The organism is Sphingomonas sp. SP5, assembly GCF_058313455.1.
Genome location: NZ_JBZFLF010000003.1, coordinates 406,635 through 425,538, shown reverse-complemented (window position 1 = coordinate 425,538; position 18,904 = coordinate 406,635). Strand labels below are relative to the sequence as shown.

Genomic DNA, 18,904 nt, shown 5'->3' with positions numbered 1-18,904 from the left:
GCGGGTTGCGAAAACCACGCCCTTCCACACGCTCAGGGCAAACAGCGAGTGGGGATCACCCTACACTCAGGTTGATCCGGTACGCGGAGCCTGGCCCGTTCGCCCTGAGCCTGTCGAAGGGCACCGTCCCGCAGGCGTATAGCGTGGGAAATCCCCGCCCCTCAACACGCTCCAGGCAAACGGCAAAAGTTGATCAACTCCTCGGCAGACCGCTCTACCGCGCCCCATTGCGCTCCGCGAGCAGGCGATCGATCAGCATGACACGCACTGCAATCTCCGGCCGGTAGGATGCACCGGGCGGCGACAATGCCACCGCCTTCGCCCATTCCGCCCGCGCCGCCGGGAAGTCGTTGGCGCGGGCATAGGCCAGCCCCAGGAAGAAATGCGGCGCCGGGTGCTCCGGTGCGACGCGGATCGCCTGGCGAAAGGCGAACAGCGCGGGCGGCGATGGCCGGTTGCCGTCATGCGCCGCCAGCGCGGTGCCGAGCGCGGTCCACAGCATCACGCTGCGTGGATATTGGTTGAGTCCGCCAAGCAGCGCCTGCACCGCCGTTTGCGGTTGGCCGGCCCGCATCATCGCATCGGCAGCGGTGAGATAGGCGGAATCGGCGGTGAAGCGGCCGAGCATGCGTTCGCGCAGGTCGAGCAGTGCCGGGTCGTCGGGGGCCAACAGCGCGGCGGGCTCGGCGGGGCTGGCGGGCAGCGTCGGCCGTCCCTGCCACGCATAGCCGGCTGCACCCAGCATCAGCGCCCCGGCGACCATCGACCACATCAGCCGATCGACCCGCAGCGCGATCAGCGCACCCGCCGCTCCGATGGCGATCAGCGCGAGCGTCACCCAGCCCATCAGCGCGCCACTTCCTTCGGCCGGCGGAAGCTGATCCGCGCGACGGCGATACCGACCGCCAACAACACGAGCGGTGCGAACCACAGCGGCCAGGTCGCACCGCTCAGCGGCGGATCGTAGCTGACATAATCGCCATAGCGCGCGACCAGCCAGGCACGGATCGCGTCCGGCCGCTCGCCCGCCGCGATGCGCTGGCGGACCAGCGCGCGCATGTCGCCGGCCATGCTGGCGTCGCTGTCGGCAATCGACTGCCCTTGGCAGACGACGCAGCGCAGCGTCTCCATTAGCGCGCGCGCCTCCGCCTCGCGCGCCGGATCGCGCAACTGCGTGTCGGCGAGCGCGGCGGGCGGCGTGGTCGGATCGGCCAGCGCCGGAGCGGCGGCGAGCAACAGCGCGAGGAGCGGCAGCCAGCGGATCATCGCGCGTCCCGCACCGCGGCGGCGATCACATCGACGTCGTCTGCGCGGATATCGCCGACATGCTGGTAGACGATCCGGCCTCGGCCATCGATCACGAAGCTTTCGGGAACGCCGGACGAACCGAGCGCGAGCTGGACCGCACTCTGCGGATCGTCGCCGATCCGCCGATAGGGGTCGCCATGACGGCGCAGGAAGTCGGCGAGCGCGGGCGCGGTGTCGCGGATCGCGACGGCATCGATCGCCACGCCCATCGCCTTCAGCCGCATCAGCTGCGGCGCTTCCGCGGCGCAAGGGATGCACCAGCTGGCAAAGATGTTGAGCAGCCGGGGGCCGCCACGGCCGAAATCGGCGCTCGACAGGCCGGGCTTGCCCGGCGCGATAGGCGGCAGCGCGAACGCGGGCAGCGGCTGGCCGATCAGTGCCGAACGGACCGTCCGGTCCGCCGGCCGCAGCAGGTTCGCCGCGACCAGCACGACGAGCAAGGCGAAGGCGACGAGCGGCGCCCACAGCAGCCAGCGCCTCATGCCCATGCCTGCCCCTGCGCCTCGCGCTGCGCCGCACGCCGTTCGCGCCGCCAGCGGCCGGCGAGCGACAGCGCGCCACCCAGCGCGACCAAGCCGCCGCCCAGCCAGATCAGCGTGACGAACGGCTTCCACCATAGCCGCAGCTGCCATCGGCCCTGTTCATCCGGCTGGCCAAGCACGGTGTAGAGCTGGCCATCCCACCGGGTCGCGATGGCGCTTTCGCTGGTGGTGGTGACTGGATCGGCGAAGAAGCGCGATTGCGGGCGCAGGACGATGGGATCCTCATCGTCGCGCACCGCCGTCAGACGTGCTTCCAGCGCCGACCAATTGTCGCCGATGATCGGCTTGATGCCGTCCAGCGTCACCCGATAGGGGCCGACGCGCACCGGCTGTCCGATCCGTGCGGCGACCAGCGTCTCGGCGGTATAGGCGCTGTCGCAGGCCATGCCGGCAAGGCTGACCGCGATGCCGAGATGCGCCACGACCATGCCCCAGGTGAACAGCGGCGCGCGCCAGGGCTTGCGCCCGACGAGCGGCAGCACGCTCGCCACGGCAAGTCCGCCGGCCAGCGATAGGCCGAGCAGCGGCATCAGCCCCGGCGGCGCGAGCACGACCAGCGCCGCGCCGGTGAAGCCGGTGGCGGCGATCGGCCAGATCAGCCGGTCGAGCAGCGCGCCGGCATCGTCGCGCCGCCAGCGCAGCAGCGGACCGACCGCCATCACGACGACCAGCGCCAGCGCGATCGGCCCCGCCGCCTTGTTGAAGAACGGCGGCCCGACCGACAATTGCGTGCCGAAACTCGCCGCGACCAGCGGGTAGAGCGTGCCGATCAGCACCGTGCCGAGGATCACCGACAGCAGCAGGTTGTTGATGACCAGGCCGCCTTCGCGGCTGACGAACTGGAAGGTGTTGCCCGCCCGCACCGTTCCGATCCGCGCGGCGAACAGCGCCAGCGCGCCGCCGATGTAGAGCGCCAGCAGCACCAGGATGAAGGCGCCGCGCTTGGGATCGACGGCAAAGGCATGGACGCTGGTAAGGATGCCTGAACGGACCAGGAAGGTGCCGATCATCGACATCGAGAAGGCGACCACCGCCAGCATCACCGTCCAGGCGCGCAGGCCGTCGCGCGTGGCCAGCACCGTCACCGAATGGAGCAGCGCGGTCGCCGCCAGCCACGGCATCAGCGAGGCATTCTCCACCGGGTCCCAGAACCACCAGCCACCCCAGCCGAGCTCGTAATAGGCCCAATAGGATCCCGCGGTGATGCCCAAGGTCAGGAAGATCCACGCACCCAGCACCCACGGCCGCATCGCGCGCGCGAACGCCGGGCCGACGTCGCGCGTCACCAGCGCGCCGACCGCGAAGGAGAAGGCCACCGAAATGCCGACATAGCCGATGTAGAGCGTCGGCGGGTGGAAGGCGAGGCCGGGGTCCTGCAACAGCGGGTTGAGCCCCAGCCCCTCCGGCGGCGCCGGCGCGATCCGCGCGAACGGATTGGAGGCGAAGAGCAGGAAGGCATAGAAACCGAGTGCGATCCCCGCCTGCGCGCCGAGCGTCGCGATCAGCGTCGGCTCGGCGAGGCGGCGTTCGAGCACCGCGACCGCGGCGCCCGCGACCCCGAGGATCGTCACCCACAGCAGCATCGATCCTTCGTGATTGCCCCAGGCGCCGGCGAATTTATAGATCCACGGCTTGGCGGAATTGCTGTTCTCGACCACCAGCTTCACCGACATGTCGGAGGCGAGGAACAGCGCGATCAGCGCCGCCATCGCGATGGCGGCGAGCGCCCCCTGCACCATCGCGATCGGGCGCACGGCGGCCATCGCCTCCACCCGGCGGCGCGCCAGCCCGAGCGCGGCCATCGCCAGTTGCAGCGCCGCCAGCGCGGCGGCGAGCCAGAGCGCGGCAAGGCCGGTTTCGGCGGTCATGGCTCCAGCGTCTTCGTTTCGTGCATCTTGCCCGCGACTTCCGGCGGCATGTATTTCTCGTCGTGCTTGGCGAGCAGGTTGGTCGCGGTGAAGCTGCCGTCCGCATTGAAATGCCCCTCGGCGACGACGCCGGAGCCTTCGCGGAACAGGTCGGGGACGATGCCGGCGAAGGTGACCGGGGTCGTCGCCCGGCCATCGCCGACGACGAAGCGGACGGTGACGCCATCGGGAGCACGCACCACCGACCCCTTTTGCACCATACCGCCCAGGCGCACCGCACGGCCGAGCGGCAGCCCCTGCGTCTTCACGTCGGACGGCGCGTAGAAGAAGGACGCCTGATCCTTCAGCGCCGACAGGGCGAGCAGCGCCGCGATGGCGATCGCACCCACCGCCAGCAGGGCGAGCGTCAGCCGTTGATGCTTGGCCTTCACTTCTCGGCGCGCCGCATCGCACGGTAGCTCGCCAGCGCCAGCGCGCCTGCCACGCCCAGCGTGACGGCATAGGCCGCGATCACGAACGGCCAGGGATTCATGCGCGCGCCATCCGGCGCAGCCGCGCCTCGGCCTTGATCCGGGCGAGCGCGGTGCGCATCCGCATCAGCACGATGGCGGCGAACAGCAGCGTGAAGCCCGCCATGGTGAGGCCCAGCGGCCACAGGATGCTGCCCGCGATGCTCGACCGGGTGAGGCCGATCGACGGCCCCTGGTGCAGCGTGTTCCACCAGATCACCGAATAGCGGATGATCGGCAGCAGCGCGGTGCCGGCGATGCCGTAGAGCGCCGGGATACGCCCGTCACCGCCGCGATCGGCATCGGCGCGGGCCAGCGCCATATAGCCGCAATAGACGAAGAACAGCAGCAGCATGGAGGTCAGCCGCCCGTCCCACTGCCACCACGTGCCCCAGGTCGGCCGCCCCCAGATCGACCCGGTGACGAGGCAGACTGCGGCAAAGGTCGCGCCCGGCAGCGCGATGGCACGCGCGGCGATATCGGCGAGCGGGTGCCGCCAGACGAGGAAGGCGATGCTGCCGATCGCGATCCCGCTCCATCCCCCCATGCCGAGCCACGCGGCGGGGACATGGATGTAGAGGATGCGCACCGTCTCGCCCTGCAGATAGTCGGGCGGCGTCTGCGTCAGCCCCGCCCAGCAACCGATCGCGAGCAACACGATGCCGCTCCACAGCAGCACCGGCGTCAACGGCCGGGCGATGGCAAGGAAGCGCGCAGGATTGGCAAGGGCATGAAAAGTCGGCACGGCTGGCGTCGTTCATAGGAAGCTTTGCGGGCGCCGTCACCCCACGTGTGCGCGGGGCGGTGCCGGGCCGACGATGACGGGGCGGCACCACGCCTTCCGACGCGCTCACGGCCAATGGAGGTAGGTGGACGGCTCGGTTCCCGAGTCATCCCCCGAGGACAGGGCTATTCCATATGGCCAGGATGGCTGCTGGCTTCGGTTGAAGGGCAACCCATCCCACCATTCTCCGTCACCCCGGGCTCGTTCCGGGGCGACGGAGAATCAGGCCGGATCGACATTCGATCCTCCCCCGCCAGGGGGAGGTGGCAGGCGTAGCCTGACGGAGGGGGAGGTAAGCGACGAACGCAATGCTCGCTCGCACCGCCCGCCCCCGGTAGCGAAGAAAGGCTCAGCCCCGGCCGATCAGCCGCTGCGCGATCGTGTCGGCGACCTCCGCCGCCGGGCGGCCGGTCCGCTCGCTCTCGTCCCACACCTCGTCGAGGCGCGCCGGGATCTTGGCGATGCGCGCCATCACCTCGGCCTCGTCGCCCTGGCCCAGATATTCCAGCCCGACGTTGATGATGCCGCCGGCGTTGATGACGTAATCGGGTGCGTAGAGGATGCCGCGATCGTGCAGGCGACCGTAATCCTCGCGCGTCGCCAGCTGGTTGTTGGCGCCGCCCGCGACGACCTTGGCACTCAGCGTCGGGATGGTCGCTTCGGTCAGGATCGCGCCGAGCGCGTTGGGGCTGAAGATATCCGCCTCGACGCCCAGGATCGCGCCGGCGGCGACCGTCTCCGCGCCCAGTTCCGCGGCAAGCGCCTTGGCGCGATCGGCATCGACATCGGCGAGCGTCAGGCGCGCACCGTCCCTCGCCAGCAAGCGGGCAAGTCCGCCGCCGACCGAGCCGACGCCCTGGATCGCGACATGGACGCCGCGCATGTCGTCGGTGCCGAGGCCCCGCTTCGCCGCCGCCTTGACGCCCAGGTAGACGCCATGCGCGGTATAGGGTCCGGGGTCGCCACCTGCGGCGCCGCTCTGCACGGGCAGGCCACTGACGTAGCGCGTCTCGCCCGCGATCACCTTCATCCGCGCTTCGGACATGCCGACATCCTCGGCGGTGACGTAGCGGCCGCCGAGCGATTCCACCGCACGGCCGAACGCCTTCAGCTGCGCCTCGCCGATCACCGCGCCGGGGGCATCGGCCAGGATCACGCCCTTGCCGCCGCCGAGCGCCAGGCCGGCCATCGCATTCTTGAAGCTCATGCCGCGCGACAGGCGCAACGCATCGGTCAGCGCCAGGTCACCCGCGGCATAATGCCAGAACCGGGCGCCACCCGCTGCCGGGCCGAGATGTGTGGAATGCACTGCGATGATCGCACGCAGCCCCGATTCGCGATCGGTGAAGGTGTGCACACCCTCGTGCATATCGAAATCGGTAAGATCCCACACCGCTGCCATGGCCTGCTCCGCGTGATAATGATGTTGCGAGCGAGAGTAATATTCTTTCCCGCCCGGCTTGGCCAGTCCCTAACGGGCGGCAGGAACACGGGATTTGCGGGAAAATGGGGCGACCGACGGGACTTGAACCCGCAACTTCCGGCATCACAAGCCGGCGCTCTAACCAATTGAACTACGGTCGCCGCGAAGGCATGCGCCCCTAGCGGGGCGATACGCCTCCCGTCAAGGCTATCAGAAGCTGCCCTGGATCGAAAGTCGATATCCGTCGGCCCCGCCGACGAATCCGGTGGCCGCCAGCCGCTGGGCGGCGGCCGGATCGGAGGGGACGAGGCGCAGCGCCGCGGTGTAGCGGCCCCCGCCCGTGATCCGCATCGTGATGCTCTCGCTGCCCGACTGGCTGGCGAGCGGCAGCAGCAGCGCATTGCCCTCGCACCGCGCGACGCCGGAGAGTTCGGAGGGCAGCGCGATCCCCGCCGCCTCGCCGACCAGCGTCGCCCGCACCCGGCCCTCGGCACGCTCGCAGTTGTCGTCCTGGAAGCGGATGGTGACGTTTTCCAGCGCCAACTGCGTGACCGGCAATGGCGCGAAGGCGCGGCCGGTCGGCAGCGTGGCGGTGAGGTCATCGACGCCCCGGCCGTGACGGCTGAGCACCAGCGCGCCGTGCACGATCCCCGGATCGCCATCGATCGCGACCCGCGCGCGGCCGAGCAGCAGCGCGAACGGCGAGACGCTGGCGTCGAGCGACCCCAGCGTCAGGTCGCCGAACCGCGCCTCCTCCAGCCGGCCGTCCCAGACGCTGCCGGTCACGCTGCGCGCGCTGAACCCCTGGTCGCCCAAGCCGATCCAGCCGAGCACCAGCCGCATCGGCAGGAACATGAGCAGCGCGACGAGCATCAGCCCGCCGAATAGCGCGGCAGGACCGGTGCGCAGGCGGATGCGCCTCATGACGCGCGCGCCCGCACGACGAAGTCGACGGCGACGCTGCCGTCGGTGTTGTCGCGCCACGTCGCCGAATCGACCAGGATGCCGCCCGCCTCCAGCCCGGCGAACCAGCGCGCGAGCGCAGCGGGCTTGGCTGCCTGGATGGTGGCATGGGCCCGGCCGGCACCCGATTCGTCGACGGTCGCCAGCGCGAAGCCCGCCGCCTCCGCGCGCAGGCGCAGCGTATCGGCGAGCGTGCCGCTCAGCGGGATGCGGCGGCCGACGGCATGCAGCTGGTCGATCGCACCCTCCGTCGCGCCGAAGCGGACGGCGGCATCGGCATAGCGTTCGCGCGCGCTCGACAGCCCGTCGCGCACCGGCAGGATGATGCCGCCCCAGACGACCGTCACCGCCAGCAGCGCCAGCATCACGAGGATCATCCGCCGCTCGCGCAGCGACCGGCCGGCGAACCAGGCGCGCATGCCGCTCATGGCCGGCTCACCGTCATCTCACCCGTGATCCTTCCGTTGGCCGACTGGAACGTGCCGGCGGTGACGGCGAAGCCCGCCGCCTCCAGCGCACGCTTGAGGTCGGTGGGCAGCGATTCGCGCGCCGCGGCGACGCTGATGCGCAGATCGCCGTTCGACTGAAAGTCCAGGCCGGTCAGCTCGGTACCGGGCGTCGCTCGCACCGCGGCATAGACCGCTGCGGCGGTGGTGCTGAACCCCAGGCCGGGCCCGCGCACCGCCGCCAGGCGCTCGGCGAGCTGGCGGTCGACATCGGTCACCGTCTCGCCGCGGGCGAGGCCGGTGCGCCCCAGCGCCTCGGCCCGTGCCTCCAGCGCGTCGGCGCCGAGGCTGTATTTGGCGATGCGGACGAGGTCGATCGCCAGCGTCACCAGCAGGATGGCGGCACCCAGCAGCGCCATGCGGCGGACCAGCGGCCAATCGATGCCGATGCGCCGCCGGCGCCGCGCGAACGGCCCCTGCCTGAGGTCGAGCGGCACCGCGGCGGCGACTGCGGCAAGGTGCGCGTCCAGCGTCTCGCGGTCGACCGTCACCAGCGGCGCGTCGCCGACGACGAGGTCCGTCAGTCGTGCCTCATCGGCGAAGCCGGTGGTGCGGCTGCGAACCAGCGGCGCTGCACCGACGATGCCGCGGACATAGCCCTCCTCCGGCCGCGGCAGCAGCAGGGGGGCGGGCACGATCGCCGCCGGATCGATGCCATGCACGGCACATTCCGCCAGCCAGCCGGCCATTGCGCCCATGCCGGCGACGGCGATCGGACGGTCGCCCTCCCCCGCCGCCTCGCCGCCGACCGCGACATGCAGTTCGCCGATCGGAGTCGCGCTCGCCTCGGCGACGAGCAGGCGCGCGGCGGCGACCGCCTGCGCCGGCGAGCGCGCCGGCAGATCGGCCCAGTGCAGCGTCACGTCCTCCGCCGGGGCGACGGCGATCACCGTCTCATCGGTCGCCCCGGGCATCCCCTCGCCTTCGGTGATCGTGCGATCGTCCGCGATGCGCAGCCAGCGCCAGCCGCGGTCGCCATGGGGAAGGAACAGGAGCATCGTCATGATTCGTCGCCCCATTGCCGTGCCACGAGCCGCGCGGGAAGACGGCTTGCGTCGATCAGCGCCCTTTCCTGCAAGCGTGCGCTGCCGTTGGTCACGTCGATGCCGAGCGCGAACCATGTCGATTTCACCGCCAACCCCCCGCCGCCGTCGGGCGTCGCGCCGTTGCCCGCAAGGTTGAGGAAGGTGCTGGCATCCTTGAAGCCCTGCGGCGGGCGGCGCAGGATCATGCCGCGCGCCGCCGCCGCCGACACGTTGCCCGGAAACAGCATCGCGACCAGCGGCGCCTGTTCCGGGGCCAGCGTGTTGATGTTGAGCGGCGCCGCCTCCGCTCGTGGCAGGGTGCAGATCCACGGGCGCAGCTTCGCATAGATCTCCGGCGTGACGCCATCGACCGCGCGCAGCTCGCTGGGGTCGGCCATCAGCGTGCCGGCGGTGCGATAGGGCAGAGCGCGGGCGAGATAGACCGGGTCCTCGGCGCCGCCTGCCTGCTGGTCCTGGTCGCTGTCGATCCAGTCGGCGCTCGCCGCGGCGATGCGCTCGGCGGATTGCGACGGCACGCCGATCAGCCCCATCAGCCGGACGAACTGGAGGTGCGCGGCGAAGCCTTGCGTCGACGTGTAGACACCGGGTGCCTGCTGCGCGACGAGGCTGTTGAGGTTGAAGCAATTGCCGCCATCGCTCACCCGCGCGACGGCGAGGCCGCCGCCGGGCAGCGGCAGGCCGAACGGCTTGCCGCTCCAGCCGCCGGCCAGCGTGACGCGATCGGGGTTGGAGCCGAGCATGTCGGTCACCTTGGACGTCGCCAGCGCCTCGGCGGCGCGGGCATAGCCGCGCGCCTGTTCGGCACCCAGCGCGTTGCCGGCGAGGCGGGTGGTGAGGCGCAGCCGTTCGAGCGCGGTGCCCGCGAGCACCGCGATCATCGCGACGAGCAGCAGGACGGTGAGCAGCGCGGCGCCGCGCTCGCGTTCAGCTGGCACCGGGCGTTCCCGAAGCGGTCGGCGTCGGCTGCGGACCGCCGACCAGTGGCGGCGCATAGCCCGACCCGACGAGCAGCATCAGCCGCAGCGTGGTGCCGTCGGTGCGGCGCAGCACGACCTCCGCCGCCTGCGGCAGCGGCGCACCCTGCGTGCCGTCCCAGCGATCGCTCCACGCCCCCTTGTAGCGGTAGCGCACGCTGACCCCCGCCACCTTGCCGAGCAGCGCCACCGGCGGCAGCGGCGCCGCGCCGTCGATCATCGGATAGGCGATGCGCTGCAACGTGTCGCCGTCCATCGCATAGGCGACCTTCTGTGCGCTCGCCCGCGGCGCGGCATCGACGTTCGCCCAGCCGGTGCGCACGAAGCGCATCCGCCCATCCGCCTCGCCGGTGAAGGCGGGCAGCCGATTGCCGCCCTCGTCGCGCGCCGGCCGGTCGATCGCCTGGCCGAGGTCGCTCGCCAGCAGCGCGGTGGTGCGGTTGAGCGCGGCGACGTCGTCGAAGCGCTTGCCCGTGGCGGTCTGCGCCCGCACGCTGAAGGTCAGGATGGCGACGCCCGCCGCCGCGATCAGGCCGAAGATCATCAGCGCGATGAGCACTTCGACCAAGGTGAAGCCGGCCTCCCCGCGCCGCTGCGCCGGCGAGCCCCCCGCCCCGCCCCTCACGACGGCGTATCCGGGGGCCGCACCGCGGTGGTGCGGCCGACGATCTGGCCGCGCCGATTGGCGACGGCGACATCGATGCGGACGATGCTGGCATTGCCGGTGGCGGTCACCTGCCGCACCCAGTTCCAGCTGCGGCCGCCATCGACCTCGCTGCCGGTCGTCCGCCCGGCGACGGGGGGCCGCGCCTCGGTGATCGCATCGTTGGCGACGTTGCGGGCGACGATGCCGCCGATCAGGCTGTCGTCCAGCACTTGCGCACCGCGGATCGTCGCCGTCTCCAGCCGCAGCAGCGCGAGCACCGCAAGGCTGAACACCGCAAGCGCGACCATGATCTCGACGAGGGTGAAGCCGCGTGACGACGGCGGGGCGGCGGGGATCATCAGCTCGCCACCCGCACACTGCCGTCGGCGGCCATGTCGATCACCGCGCGGGCGCCGCTGCGGCTGAGCGTCACCTGCGCCGGCCGGTCGGCGAGTCCGGTCGGGTCGAACACCACGCGGAGGCGCCCGTCGGCATCGCCGATCGCCGCCTGCGTCCCCTCCGACCAGCGCTCGACGCGCAGCGGCTTGTCCGCCATCGCCACCCATTGCCCGGCGGCGCGACGGTCGAAGCCATAGCCGCCGGCGGTGACCCACAGGCTCACCGGGCTGCCGCCGACGATCGCGGCATCGTGGGCAGCGCGCGCCCGCAATGCGAATCGCGCCGCCTCGTCCGCCACCCGACCGCGTGGATCGGGCATGTTCCACACCGCAACGGCCGCCGCGAGGCCGATGATGGTCACCACCACCATCAGCTCGACCAGCGTGAAGCCGTGTTCGGTGCGGCGCATGCTCACTGCCAGCTGGTAATGTCGGCGTTGGCGCCCTCGCCGCCGTCCTTGCCGTCGGCGCCGAGGCTCCAGACGTCGGCCTCGCCGTGCTGGCCGGGCGAGGCGTAGAGATAGGGGCGGCCCCAGGGATCGGGCGGCAGCTTCTTGATATAGCCGCCGCGCTGATATTCCGCCGCATTGACGCCGGCCGGCGCGGTGACCAGCGCCTGTAGCCCCTGGCTCGTGGTCGGGTAGCTGTTCATCTGCAGCCGGTACATTTCCAGCGCGCCTTCGATGGTGCTGATGTCCGACTTCGCCTTGGTGATCTTGCCCTTGTCGCCTGCGGGCAGGACGTTGAAGGTGACGATCGCGGCGAGCAGGCCGATGATGACGATGACGACCATCAATTCCACGAGGGTAAAGCCCTCCTCGTTGCGATGGCGCTTCTGTTCCGGTTTACGCATGACGGTCCTTATTGTCCGGCCAGGGTGTTGAGCTGGAGGATGGGGAGCAGGATCGATAGCACGATCGTGGCGACGATGCCGCCCATCACGACGATGATCGCCGGTTCGAGCAGCGACAGCGCGGTGGCGGTGAAGCGGTCGAATTCGCGCTCCAGATAATCGGCCGCCCGCTCCAGCATCTCGTCGAGCCGCCCCGCCGCCTCGCCCGATGCGGCGAGATAGGTGAGCAGCGGCGGGAACACCGCCGTGCGCCGCATCGCCGCGGACAGGCTGCCGCCCGATCGGATCGCCTCCACGATCTCGTCCGAGGCGGCGCGCAGCCGCCGGTTGTGGATCGTCGAGGCGGTGAGCGCGAGTCCCTCCAGCAGCGGCAGCCGGCTCGCCACCATGGTCGACAGGGTGCGCGACATGCGCGCCGCATGCAGGTCGCGCAGCAGCCGCCCGAGCAGCGGCAACCGCAACAGCGCGGTGTCGAAGGCGAGCCGCAACGCCGGATCGCGCAAGGCATACCAGGTCCCCGCCACAACCAGCGCGATCACCAGCGCCATCAGCCACCACCAGCCGACCAGCAGGTCGGACAGGCCGATGACGATGCGGGTAAGCAGCGGCAGCGCCTGCCCGACCGTGTCGAACTGCTGCACCACTTGAGGCACCACGAACATCATCAGCGCGGTGACGACACCCAGCGCCACGACCGCGAGGATCGTCGGATAGGCGAGCGCGGTCAGCAGCTTGCCGCGGATTTCCGCCTGCCGTTCGAGCAGGGCGGCAAGCCGGTCGAGGATCGTCGGCAGGCTGCCCGAGCTTTCGCCCGCCGACACCATCGCCCGGTACAGCGGCGGAAAGCTCTTCGGCTCGCGCGCCATCGCGTCGGCGAGGCGACGCCCCTCGACCACGCCGGCGTGCACCTGCGCCACGATCGTGCGGACGCTCTCCTGCTCCGTCTGCCGGGTGATCGTGCGCAGGCTTTCCTCCAGCGGCGAAACGCGGTTGAGCGTCGCCAGCTGGCGGGTGAAGAGCGTGAGCTGCTTGTTGCTCATCCGGGCGCGGCCGAGGCGGATGCCGAACAGCGGCCGGCTCTGCACCGCCGGCGGCGCCCCCGGTTCGAGGCGGACGACGTAGAGCTTGCGGCGGTCGAGCGTCGCCCGCGCGGCATCGATGCTCGCCGCCGCGACATGCCCGCGCTGCTCCTGCCCGCGGGTATCGATGGCGAGATAGTCGAAATCAGCCACCAATTCCTCCCCGGCACGGGGAGGGGGACCGCCGCGCAGCGGTGGTGGAGGGGGGCCTCCTCAGGCGGCACGCCCAGTGGCGCCCCCCCTCCACCAGCCTGCGGCTGGTCCCCCTCCCCGTGCCGGGGAGGATTTGGCGGGGCTCACCCATCATCCACCACATCCGTCGCATCGCGGCGGCTGACCCGGATCGCCTCCTCCGGCGTCGTCAGCCCGCGGCGCACCAGCGCCTCGGCCGCCTGCGCCAGCGTCGGCGTCCGCGCAAAGGCGTGCGCGGCGATCGCCGTCTCGTCGGCCCCGTCGTTGATGAAGCGGCGGATGGCGTCGTCCACCCGCACCGCCTCGAACACGCCGATCCGCCCGCGAAAGCCGGTGTGGTTGCACTCCGGGCAGCCGACCGCCTCATACACCGTCGCCCCCGCCTCGATCCCGAGCAAGGCGGCGACGCCATGATCCGCCGCCGGCCGCCGGCACGTCGGGCAGAGCCGCCGCACCAGCCGCTGCGCGATCACCGCGCGCAGCGTCGAGGCGAGCAGGAACGGCTCGACCTTCATGTCGCGCATCCGAGTGATCGCGCCGATCGCATCGTTGGTGTGGACGGTGGACAGCACCAGATGGCCGGTCAGCGACGCCTGTACCGCGATCTCCGCCGTCTCGCGGTCGCGGATTTCGCCGACCATCACCACGTCCGGGTCCTGGCGCAGGATCGCGCGCAAGCCAGCGGCAAAGGTCAGGCCGACCTTGGGGTTGACCTGCGTCTGCCCCACCCCTTCGACCGCATATTCCACCGGGTCCTCGACGGTCAGGATGTTGCGGCTGCCATCGTTGAGCAGCCGCAGCGCACCATAGAGCGAGGTGGTCTTGCCCGATCCCGTCGGCCCGGTGACCAGGATGATGCCGTTGGGCTCGGCCAGCGCTCCGCGCAGCAGCGCGTACATCCGCTCGTCCATGCCCAGCGCATCGAGGTCGATCCCGGCATTCTCCTTGTCGAGGATACGCAGCACCACGCGCTCGCCCGCCCGGCTGGGCAGGGTCGACACGCGCACGTCGAGCAACTTGCCGCCCAGCGTCAGCCCCATGCGCCCGTCCTGCGGCACGCGCCGCTCGGCGATGTCGAGCCGCGCCATCACCTTGATGCGGCTCACCACGACGGGCGCGACGTGCGGCGGCATGCGCAACGTCTCGCGCAGCACGCCGTCGATGCGCATGCGCACGATCAGGCCCGTCTCATAGGGCTCGATATGGATATCCGACACGCCGTTGCGCGCCGCATCGGCGATGATGCCGTTGATGAGGCGGATCGCTGGCGCATCGTCGGCGGTGTCGAGCAGGTCCTCCGCGGTCGGTAGCCCTTCGGCGAGGCTGTCCAGTTCGTCGCCCATGCCGACCGCGGCGAGCGCGTTCGCCTGGCCGTCCATGGCGTAATGATCGGACAGCAGCCGGTCGAAGGCGGGCGGCTCGACCAGCGTCACGTCGAACGGCCGGGCGAGATAGCGGCGGATCTCGATCAGCGCCCTGGGGTCCGCACCGGCGCGCAGCGCGACCGTGAGGTGCGCGTCGGTGTCGGTATGCGTGACGACGACGCCGTGCCGCCGCGCGAAGGCATAGGGGATGGCGAGCATCGGCACCGGCTCGGCGATGGCCGCGTCCGCGCTCTCGACGATGGCGCTGCCGGGACGGATCATCATGCGCGCGCCCTCCTGCCTTTCGTCATTCCCGCGTAGGCGGGAATCCATAGTCGCTGCAGCTGCGATGGAGCCGAGAGGTCAGCCGCTATGGATCCCCGCCTGCGCGGGGATGACGGGGTGTTGGAGGAGCATTCCGCCCGCCCCTCCACCGTCATCCCGGCGGACGCCGGGACCCATGGACGCACCCGGCCGATGGCGCGCGCCAACGCTACGCGCACCCCCGCCATGGGTCCCGGCTTCCGCCGGGATGACGGCGGGACGGAGCGGCTCATCATCACTTGTCCCTCGGGCGGATGACCTTGGTGGTATTGTGCTGGATCGGCACGGCGACGCGCGGGTCCTCGATGTTGCCGGGGATCGGCGCCGAAGGGATCGGCGGCGCCGCGCCCATATAGTCGCGCACCAGCTGGTCGATCGACGGCTCTTCGTCGGGCGACTGCAATCCCTGTTGCAGGCGGATATAGCCATAGCGCTGCTCGGCGACCTTGCGGCTGTCGGCGGCGGACCGCAGGATCGTCGGGCGGATGAAGATCATCAGATTGGTCTTGTTGCGCGACTTCGCCCGCGACTTGAACAGGTTGCCGAGCAAGGGGATGTCGCCGAGCAGCGGGATCTTCTCGATCGTGCGGCGCTCCTCGTCGCTCAGCAGTCCGCCCATCACCGCGATCTGCCCCTCGTCCACGGTCAGCACCGTCTCGATCTCGCGCTTGTTGAGGATGAGGTCGCTGTTGTCGCTCGACACCGGGCCGGCGATCGAGCTGACTTCCAGCCGCAGGTTCAGCTTCACCGTGCCGCTGGAATTGACCTGCGGCCGCGCGGTCAGCTCGATGCCGACATTCTCGCGCTGCGTGGTGCGGAAGGTGTTGTCGAAATTGTTCGACAGCGCCTGCCCGGTGGTGATCGGAATCTCCTGCCCGACCAGGCTGTGCGCTTCCTGATTGTCCAGCGTGACGAGGTGCGGGACTTGCAACAGGTTGGAGGTGGTGTCGCTCTTCACCGCATTGATGATCGCGCCGAAGATGACGTCGCCGATCTTGCCGCCGAACCCGCCGAAGCCGCCCGACGAGCCGATGATGGAGCTGATCGCCGACTGGGTCAGCTGGTCGGACGCCGTGTTGTTGGTGGTCGTCTCCGTCCGGGTCCCGTCCGGCGCGATGACGACGGTACGGCTCGATCCGATCTCGCGCGCACCGATCGCCCCGGCGATCTGGAGGATGTTGGGCGCGCTGTTCGAGAAGGTGGAGGCGGCGAACGCCCCGCCCGACGGATTGGCCAGGATGAACTGCGCGCCGAGCCGGTTGACGGTCGCGTCGGAGACTTCGGCGACGATCCCCTCGATCAGCACCTGCTCGCGCCGCGTGTCGAGCTGCCGCACGACGTCGGACAGCTGCCGCTGGATATCGGCGGGCGCGGCGATGACGATCGCGTTGGCGCCCTGGAAGCGGGTGACGACCGCCGCCGTGCGCCCGCCCTGCGTGGTGATCGCCGGCTGCCCGGTGCCGCTGCTGCCGCCGCCGCTGCTCTGCTGCACCGGTGCCTGCGCCACCTGCCGCTGCTGGCTCGCCTGCGACGCGCCGCCGGTGCTGCTGCCGAAGCCGGTCTGGGTGCGCGACAGCTGCGTCTCCTGCACCGGATCGGGGGTCTGCCCGACCAGCTGCTGGAGCACGGGCAGCAGCTGCGCCGCATCGGCATTTTCCAGGAAGACGACGCGAATCTCGGTGCCGTTCTTCGCCTTCTGGTCGAGCTCCTGCGCCACCTGCACCAGCCGCGATACGCTGGCCGCATCGCCGCGGATGATGACCGAATTGCTGCTGTCGACCGCGGTCACCGTGGTGCCGACCCCGCCCGGCGTGCCGCCCTGGCCGCCGGCCGCGCCGGTGGCGAGTCCCTGCAGCGCGGCGGCGATCTCCTTGGCCGACGCATTCTTCAGCGCGACGACGCGGGTAGAGGCATTGTCTGCGTCGACGCGGCGCAGCACCTCGCGGATGCGGCGGATGTTGTCGGCGAAATCGACGATGACCAGCGCGTTGGAGCCGCGGTTGGCGCTGACCGAGCCTTGCGCGCTGACCAGCGGCCGCACCGTCTCCAGCGCCTGCTGCGCATCCACCGCGCGCAGCCGGACGATCTCGGTCACCAGGCTGTTGCGCGCCGCGCCCGACAGGCCGATGCGGCTCGGCTGCGAGGCGGCATTGTCGATCGGCTGGATGCGGAACGCGCCGTTGCCGGTCGGCACCGCGACGAGGCCGTTGGCGCGCAGCGTCGACAGGAACGCCTCGAAATATTCCGAGCGGCTGAGCGGCCGGTCGGTGACCACCGTCACCTTCCCCTGCACGCGATTGTCGATGATGAAGGTGCGGCCCGTCACCCGCGCGGCATCGGCGATGAAGGCGCGGATATCGGCATCGCGGACGTTGAGCGTCGTCTGGGCGATCGCCTGCACCGGCAGCATCGCGGCCGCGGTGGAGAGCATCAGGGCGGGAAGCAGCGTCTTCATGGATTGGGTGCGATCGTGATGGCGAGCGCGAGCGTCTGTTGCCCCCGCTCGACGGTGATGGGAATGTTGCCGCCGCCGGCGAATTCGGCGGTGACGCGGTCGAGGTCCTGCGGGCCGGTGACGGGCCGCCCGCCGATCGCGGTCACCACGTCGCCCTCGCGCAGGCCCGCGGTGCGGAACAGCGTGCCGGTGCCCTGCGGCCGGACGACCAGGCCGGATATGCGACCGCCGTCGATCCGCGGGATGAAGCCGATCTCGTTCCGGATCTGATTGGCGCCGACCGGCGGCGCCGGCGGCTGCCCCGCCATCGCCATGGGCGCGCCCCCCGCCGGGGCCTGCCCCGGCGGCAGCGGCGGCCCGCCCGCGCCGGGCGCATCGGACTGGACGAGGAACAGGTCCTCGTCCGTGCCGCCGCGGTCGATGGTGATATGGTCGAACGCCACCGCCTTCAGCCGCACGCCGGGCTGGATCTCCTCGCCGACGCCGACGCTGCGCTGCACGTTGTCCGGCCCCGCGACGATCGCCGAACCGCGCCCCGAGGCTTCGTCGACGCGGATGCCGAACAGCGTCAGCTGCAAGGCGGTGACCGTCGCCGGCCCCTGCTGCTGCCCGCCGAGGCGAAAGAACGGATCGAACCCGGCGAGCACGTCATAGGGGCGGCCGGGCACGCTCACCTCCGCCGGGCGCCAGTCGCCCAGCGGCGACACCGGGGTGACCAGCGTCCACACCAATCGCGCCGCCTGCGTCGCCAGCCCCGCGATCAGGACCAGCTCGACCAGCGAATAGACGTTGACGACGGGCAGACGGCGCAGAATGCGCTGCGTCCGCGCGTCGAGTTTCAAGCGCATGTACCGATCCCGTCCCGCGACCCTAGCGCCTACGCATGCCATGTTACGCTTTTGCGGCAAAGGGGGCAGATGGCGGTACGGTGGCCGGACGAACGCCGCCTTCCCCGAATCCTGCCGCAGATGATACAGCCTGACGTCATGGCCTCCCTCCCCATCCTCGGCAGCGGCGTCGACGCCGGCCCGATCGCCGCCCGCATCCTGTCGCAGCCCGGCGTGCAGAAGGTGCCGAGCGCCAAGCTCGACCTGTTCCTCGCCCGAGACTTCATCGGCCAGGCCCTGTGCGATGCGCTGATCGAGCGGATCGACGCGGTGCGCCGCCCCTCGACCATCGCCGATCCCAACGGCGACGCCGCCTTCCGCACCAGCGAGACGGGCGACCTCGCCGCGCACGACCCCGTCGTGCAGGCGGTGGAGCGCCGCCTCGCCGACTTTACCGGCCTCGACCCCGCGCATGGCGAGCCGTTGCAGGGCCAGCGCTATGCAGTCGGCCAGGAATTCAAGGGCCACACCGACTATTTCGAGCCGCAGGGCGCCGACTTCGAGCGGTATTGTTCGGTGGCGGGCAATCGCACATGGACGCTGATGGTGTACCTCAACGAACCCGAGGCGGGCGGCGCGACGCGCTTCAAGGCGGTCGACAAGATCGTCCAGCCCGAAACCGGCAAGCTCGTCGCCTGGAACAACCGGCGCGCAGACGGGTCGCTCAACCCGGCGACGCTGCACCAAGGGATGAAGGTGCGCAGCGGCGTCAAATACGTCATCACCAAATGGTACCGCGAACGCCCCTGGGGCTAAGCTTGCCCGCGTTCCGCCATTCGCCTA

20 protein-coding genes and 1 tRNA gene are annotated in these 18,904 nt (G+C 70.8%); 1 reads left to right on the top strand and 20 read right to left on the bottom strand.

The window, feature by feature from the left end; translation table 11 throughout:
* Nucleotides 1-214: 214 nt before the first annotated feature.
* The 20 genes from AC4GY7_RS09770 to AC4GY7_RS09675 form a co-directional block, all read right to left on the bottom strand.
* Nucleotides 215-847: a tetratricopeptide repeat protein gene (locus tag AC4GY7_RS09770; RefSeq protein WP_491113330.1), complete on the bottom strand. Its 633-nt coding sequence runs from the start codon at nucleotides 845-847 to the stop codon at nucleotides 215-217.
* A complete protein-coding gene (locus tag AC4GY7_RS09765; RefSeq protein WP_491113328.1) occupies nucleotides 847-1,266 on the bottom strand; it encodes a cytochrome c-type biogenesis protein in 420 nt (139 codons plus the stop codon). The genes AC4GY7_RS09770 and AC4GY7_RS09765 overlap by 1 nt, the downstream gene beginning before the upstream one ends.
* Nucleotides 1,263-1,790 carry a redoxin family protein gene (locus AC4GY7_RS09760; RefSeq protein WP_491113326.1) on the bottom strand — a complete coding sequence of 176 codons (528 nt, stop codon included), beginning with the start codon at nucleotides 1,788-1,790 and terminating at the stop codon, nucleotides 1,263-1,265. The genes AC4GY7_RS09765 and AC4GY7_RS09760 overlap by 4 nt, the downstream gene beginning before the upstream one ends.
* Nucleotides 1,787-3,718, bottom strand: coding sequence for a heme lyase CcmF/NrfE family subunit (locus AC4GY7_RS09755; protein WP_491113324.1), 1,932 nt, complete (start codon nucleotides 3,716-3,718; stop codon nucleotides 1,787-1,789). The genes AC4GY7_RS09760 and AC4GY7_RS09755 overlap by 4 nt, the downstream gene beginning before the upstream one ends.
* The gene (ccmE, locus tag AC4GY7_RS09750) at nucleotides 3,715-4,149 is read right to left on the bottom strand and encodes a cytochrome c maturation protein CcmE (protein ID WP_491113322.1); all 435 of its coding nucleotides are present in this window, start codon (nucleotides 4,147-4,149) and stop codon (nucleotides 3,715-3,717) included. The genes AC4GY7_RS09755 and ccmE overlap by 4 nt, the downstream gene beginning before the upstream one ends.
* 97 nt (nucleotides 4,150-4,246) lie before the next feature.
* A complete protein-coding gene (gene ccmC / locus AC4GY7_RS09745) occupies nucleotides 4,247-4,972 on the bottom strand; it encodes a heme ABC transporter permease CcmC (RefSeq protein ID WP_491113320.1) in 726 nt (241 codons plus the stop codon).
* A gap of 388 nt (nucleotides 4,973-5,360) precedes the next feature.
* The gene (locus AC4GY7_RS09740) at nucleotides 5,361-6,413 is read right to left on the bottom strand and encodes a Glu/Leu/Phe/Val dehydrogenase family protein (RefSeq protein WP_491113318.1); all 1,053 of its coding nucleotides are present in this window, start codon (nucleotides 6,411-6,413) and stop codon (nucleotides 5,361-5,363) included.
* A 105-nt stretch (nucleotides 6,414-6,518) separates the two neighbouring features.
* Nucleotides 6,519-6,595: transfer RNA gene (locus AC4GY7_RS09735), tRNA-His, on the bottom strand.
* Between the two features lie 49 nt (nucleotides 6,596-6,644).
* Nucleotides 6,645-7,358 carry a type II secretion system protein N gene (gene gspN, locus AC4GY7_RS09730; protein ID WP_491113316.1) on the bottom strand — a complete coding sequence of 238 codons (714 nt, stop codon included), beginning with the start codon at nucleotides 7,356-7,358 and terminating at the stop codon, nucleotides 6,645-6,647.
* Nucleotides 7,355-7,825 (bottom strand): type II secretion system protein M, encoded by a 471-nt coding sequence (locus AC4GY7_RS09725; RefSeq protein ID WP_491113314.1) that lies wholly within the window; start codon nucleotides 7,823-7,825, stop codon nucleotides 7,355-7,357. The genes gspN and AC4GY7_RS09725 overlap by 4 nt, the downstream gene beginning before the upstream one ends.
* The gene (gene gspL, locus AC4GY7_RS09720; RefSeq protein ID WP_491113312.1) at nucleotides 7,822-8,907 is read right to left on the bottom strand and encodes a type II secretion system protein GspL; all 1,086 of its coding nucleotides are present in this window, start codon (nucleotides 8,905-8,907) and stop codon (nucleotides 7,822-7,824) included. Before gspL ends, AC4GY7_RS09725 begins: the two co-directional genes overlap by 4 nt.
* A complete protein-coding gene (gene gspK / locus AC4GY7_RS09715; protein WP_491113310.1) occupies nucleotides 8,904-9,884 on the bottom strand; it encodes a type II secretion system minor pseudopilin GspK in 981 nt (326 codons plus the stop codon). The genes gspL and gspK overlap by 4 nt, the downstream gene beginning before the upstream one ends.
* Nucleotides 9,874-10,548, bottom strand: coding sequence for a type II secretion system minor pseudopilin GspJ (gene gspJ, locus AC4GY7_RS09710; RefSeq protein WP_491113308.1), 675 nt, complete (start codon nucleotides 10,546-10,548; stop codon nucleotides 9,874-9,876). Before gspJ ends, gspK begins: the two co-directional genes overlap by 11 nt.
* Nucleotides 10,545-10,928, bottom strand: coding sequence for a type II secretion system minor pseudopilin GspI (gspI, locus tag AC4GY7_RS09705; protein ID WP_491113306.1), 384 nt, complete (start codon nucleotides 10,926-10,928; stop codon nucleotides 10,545-10,547). Before gspI ends, gspJ begins: the two co-directional genes overlap by 4 nt.
* The gene (locus AC4GY7_RS09700; RefSeq protein ID WP_491113304.1) at nucleotides 10,928-11,377 is read right to left on the bottom strand and encodes a GspH/FimT family pseudopilin; all 450 of its coding nucleotides are present in this window, start codon (nucleotides 11,375-11,377) and stop codon (nucleotides 10,928-10,930) included. The genes gspI and AC4GY7_RS09700 overlap by 1 nt, the downstream gene beginning before the upstream one ends.
* 2 nt (nucleotides 11,378-11,379) lie before the next feature.
* Nucleotides 11,380-11,820, bottom strand: a complete 441-nt coding sequence (gspG, locus tag AC4GY7_RS09695; protein ID WP_491113302.1) for a type II secretion system major pseudopilin GspG — start codon at nucleotides 11,818-11,820, stop codon at nucleotides 11,380-11,382.
* An 8-nt stretch (nucleotides 11,821-11,828) separates the two neighbouring features.
* Entirely contained in the window at nucleotides 11,829-13,052 is a 1,224-nt protein-coding gene (gene gspF, locus AC4GY7_RS09690; protein ID WP_491113300.1) for a type II secretion system inner membrane protein GspF, read from the bottom strand.
* 143 nt (nucleotides 13,053-13,195) lie between these two features.
* Nucleotides 13,196-14,737: a GspE/PulE family protein gene (locus AC4GY7_RS09685; protein ID WP_491113744.1), complete on the bottom strand. Its 1,542-nt coding sequence runs from the start codon at nucleotides 14,735-14,737 to the stop codon at nucleotides 13,196-13,198.
* A gap of 277 nt (nucleotides 14,738-15,014) precedes the next feature.
* The gene (gene gspD, locus AC4GY7_RS09680) at nucleotides 15,015-17,234 is read right to left on the bottom strand and encodes a type II secretion system secretin GspD (RefSeq protein WP_491113298.1); all 2,220 of its coding nucleotides are present in this window, start codon (nucleotides 17,232-17,234) and stop codon (nucleotides 15,015-15,017) included.
* Nucleotides 17,231-18,082 (bottom strand): type II secretion system protein N, encoded by an 852-nt coding sequence (locus tag AC4GY7_RS09675; RefSeq protein WP_491113296.1) that lies wholly within the window; start codon nucleotides 18,080-18,082, stop codon nucleotides 17,231-17,233. The genes gspD and AC4GY7_RS09675 overlap by 4 nt, the downstream gene beginning before the upstream one ends.
* Before the next feature lie 138 nt (nucleotides 18,083-18,220).
* Between AC4GY7_RS09675 and AC4GY7_RS09670 the strand changes: the two genes are divergently transcribed.
* Nucleotides 18,221-18,877 (top strand): prolyl hydroxylase family protein, encoded by a 657-nt coding sequence (locus AC4GY7_RS09670; RefSeq protein WP_491113295.1) that lies wholly within the window; start codon nucleotides 18,221-18,223, stop codon nucleotides 18,875-18,877.
* Nucleotides 18,878-18,904: the final 27 nt, after the last annotated feature.